The following is a 3,332-nucleotide window of genomic DNA, read 5'->3' as shown; positions in this document are numbered from 1 at the left end:
GTCATGCCGCCCGCTGCCGTGCGCAGGCACCAGCGGCACAGGCTTTCAGCCTGGGCGCGCCTTTTTCAACACGCTGCTAGAAATTGAAGAGGTAGGACAACTTCACAAAAACCTCGTTGCCGAGATCGTTCAGAGCGGTGGGGCGTCGCTTCTGGTAGTTGTAACCGACGTAGAGCGCGCTGCGGGCGGTAAAGTCGTAGGCGACGATCGAATTGATGCTGAAGTTGCGGCCCAGCTTGTCGTTGTTGAATTGGGCCAGGACGCGGGTACGCCATTTGGGCGTGAACTGTTGGTTGTAGCGCGCGATAAACAGCCGGCGCACCTGGAGCGGCTCGCCAGAAAGGGCGAATTCTCGAACGTAAGTTCCGTTGAACGCCAATTTGGCGCGGCCGGCAAGCTTCAGGTTCGTTCGCGCCTCGTACTGCTCCTGGCGACCGTAATAGTTGTCCCGGAAATTCACGGTTTTGCGTTTGGTGAATTCGATCTCAAACCACACCGGCCGGTTCTCATTTGTCGAAAGTTCCATGCGAACACGAGGCGTGATGTACACGCGCGTCTCCGGCAGGGCGACGAAGTCGGTGTTGAATTCATTGAACCGTTCGCGGTCGTAGGAGTAGCTGGCGTTAAAGTTCCAAAAATTCTTGAACTGGGCACGAAAGCGAAAATCGGCGCCGGCATCCTGGATGCGGCCAAAGGTATCGTTTTTTGCGTCGTAGTTCCATTCGAAGAAGAGTTGCCGAATGCCGCCGCGGTCAATAAAGGGCTTCCAAGTGATGAAACTGAAGCCGGTGTAGCGGTCGTTTTCCGGTTCAAAGCCGATGGCGCTCACGTCGAACCCGCGGCCCAAGAAGGTGCCGCCGAGACCAGTGGAGAATTCATTGGAGTCATAGAAAAAGCCAGATGCCCATGCGAACCGCTGCCACCCGCCGGAGAGGGTGGGGACCCTGTTGGGATCATTGGAAATGGCGCCGTTGCGGCTGACGGCAATCTGGGAAGACCAGCTCACATGCGGGCCGTGAAGGACGTTGAGGTCAATTGCGTGCACGCGCTGCTTTGAGCCGATGTCGCCCGGCTTCTGGTCGCGGTTCACGGTGATGAAACCGATGCTTGATTTTTCCCAGATGTCGCGCTGGAGGCGCAGGACAAAGAAGTTCGCGCCGGGCGATCGTAACGGAATGGGATTGGCGGGGTTGTCCAGGTCGCGGGCATGCTGTTCCGCCGTCCGGGCTTCGAGCAGGCCGATCGTGTATTTGCCAATTTTGCCGGTGAGCTTTCCTCCAAAGAGAATCCGCTGCGGGACGCCATCGGGCAGGCGCGCCCCCACGCGTCGGCTGAAAAACAGATCGAATGGCGTCTTGAAGTAGTTGGCGCCCTCGGTAAAAAACTTGCGTTTCTCGGGGAAGAAAAGCTCGAAGCGGGAGATGCTGATGTTCGTTTCGTCGGCTTCCGTGTCGGCAAAATCCGGATTGACGGCCAGATTGGCTGTCAGATTGGACGTGATTCCCCAGCGCAGATCAAAGCCACCTTCCACCTTGTTGCCGTTTTCTTCCCGGTCGCTCGCCCCCCGGCGAAAGCGTGGAGCGATGTAGGGGATAAGCTCGAGGTTTCGTCCCGGCTCCACCTCACGAATGCCGTTCAGAATGCCGCTCTTTGAGGGTTTCATCACCTGGTCAAAGCGAGTGACAAAGACCCAGCGGTCGTTTTCGTTCTTCCTGACGATCTCGCGGCCAAGGTTGATTCCCCAGGGATGGTCCCCGCGATTGGTTGGGGCGAAGCGGATCGACTTGAAAGGGATGGCCACCTCGACAGCATAGCCCCAATCTTCGATGTGAGCCGCGCTTTCCCAGATACCGTCCCACGTGCCATCGTAGATCTCAAAACCGCTCGCGCCCGCGCTCTCAGTTGCTAGAGCGTCAAATTGGACGCCGCGGGAATTGATGCTGAAGAAATAACCGGTGCGGCGATCACCAAAGGGATCGAGGAGGATGTCCACGCTGTCGGAGTTGGTCCGAGCGTCGTGGGAGTCGAGCCGGGCGACAATTTTGCCGGGTTCAGAATCGAAGCATGTGAAGCCAAAGTAGAGTCTTGAGTTCGTGTAGAAGATGCGAACTTCCGTGCGTTCCGTGGCCGGCTTGCCTTCGTCGGGCTGAGTCTGGATGAACCTAGTGATCGGCTCGATCTGTTGCCAGACAGGCTCATCCAATCTGCCGTCCACGTGAATCACCGCCTCCACGCGGCGGACAGGAATTACCTGAGAGAGGAAATCATTGTTCTGAGTTGTTGCTGGGGTGGGCAGCAAAAAGAGACAACCCAGGCAGCAGGCGGTTACCCGACCGAGCCGGGACTGCAAGCCCTCCCATGTTGAGGCTTCGAGACAAGCTGCCCGAATTCTCCGAGAGTCTTTGGCGGGCAAGCCCGCCCAGGACAATTTGAGGAACAGCCGGAAAGAGTCTTTGGCGGGCAAGCGGCGTCCGACCTCGGCGGTTGTCGCTTGTGATGCGCGGGAGCGGGAGTGAGAATAGGAGTCTGGTGCGGACATGCGACGCAGGGCAAGACTATCATGGCCCAACCGGCGACGACAATTCGAGTTTGCCAAAGCGTGATGAAGTCCATGCTGGAGGAGGCGCGGCGGCACCATCCGCTGGAGTGCTGCGGTCTGCTTGCCGGCCGCCAGGGCTTGATAACCGACATTTATCCCGCCACCAACGCTCTCGAGAGCCCGGTAGCTTTTGAAATTCCGCCGGAGGAGCTTTTCCGCTTCTTTCGCGAGATGCGGAACCGCGGCCTCGAACATCTGGGCATTTACCACTCGCATCCTTCCGGGGATACCCACCCTTCCGCGCAGGACGTCGAGCGAGCGTACTATCCAGATGTTGCCTACTTCGTGGTGGTTTCACACCGCGAGGCAAGAACTGCCTGCGCAGCCTTTTCCATCCGCGACGGCCAGGTTCGGAAGATGGAGCTCGAGATTCTTGAGGCGGGATAGGCGAGAACGTAGTTTTTCTGAAAGCCACACACGATGCCTCCGCGGATTAGCGGGAGGCTGCCTCGAGGTAGAGATCGCGGACGAGCATGGCGGCACGCTCCCAGGAAAAGCGCTTGATCTGCTCGAAGCCTTGCGAGATGACTTGCCGGCGGGTTCCTTCATCGAGTAATACCTGGCGAATGCCGCGGGCGATCTCAAAGACATTTTCGGGATTAACCTGGACCGCCGCCTGACCCACCACCTCGGGCAACGAGGAAACGTTTGAGGTTACCACCGGCGTACCGTGGGCCATGGCTTCCAGCGGCGGCAATCCAAATCCCTCTTGCAGAGACGGGAACACAAAGGC

3 protein-coding genes are annotated in these 3,332 nt (G+C 58.4%); 1 reads left to right on the top strand and 2 read right to left on the bottom strand.

Annotated elements, in window-relative coordinates; translation table 11 throughout:
* Positions 1-76: 76 nt before the first annotated feature.
* A complete protein-coding gene (locus VIH17_14180; protein ID HEY4684382.1) occupies positions 77-2,350 on the bottom strand; it encodes a DUF5916 domain-containing protein in 2,274 nt (757 codons plus the stop codon).
* Positions 2,351-2,560: 210 nt separating this feature from the next.
* Between VIH17_14180 and VIH17_14175 the strand changes: the two genes are divergently transcribed.
* Positions 2,561-2,986 carry a M67 family metallopeptidase gene (locus VIH17_14175; GenBank protein HEY4684381.1) on the top strand — a complete coding sequence of 142 codons (426 nt, stop codon included), beginning with the start codon at positions 2,561-2,563 and terminating at the stop codon, positions 2,984-2,986.
* Between the two features lie 46 nt (positions 2,987-3,032).
* Here the strand turns inward: VIH17_14175 and VIH17_14170 are convergent.
* A partial coding sequence (locus VIH17_14170; protein HEY4684380.1) for a glycosyltransferase occupies positions 3,033-3,332 on the bottom strand: 300 nt, incomplete at its 5' end.

Source organism: Candidatus Acidiferrales bacterium (genome assembly GCA_036514995.1).
In the GTDB taxonomy this organism is placed as follows: domain Bacteria; phylum Acidobacteriota; class Terriglobia; order Acidiferrales; family DATBWB01; genus DATBWB01.
This window is presented reverse-complemented; position numbering and strand designations above follow the sequence as displayed.

Coding starts and splice junctions, on each gene's coding strand:
- VIH17_14175 (HEY4684381.1), top strand. CDS start 2,561: ATGGCCCAACCGGCGACGACAATTCGAGTTTGCCAAAGCGTGATGAAG.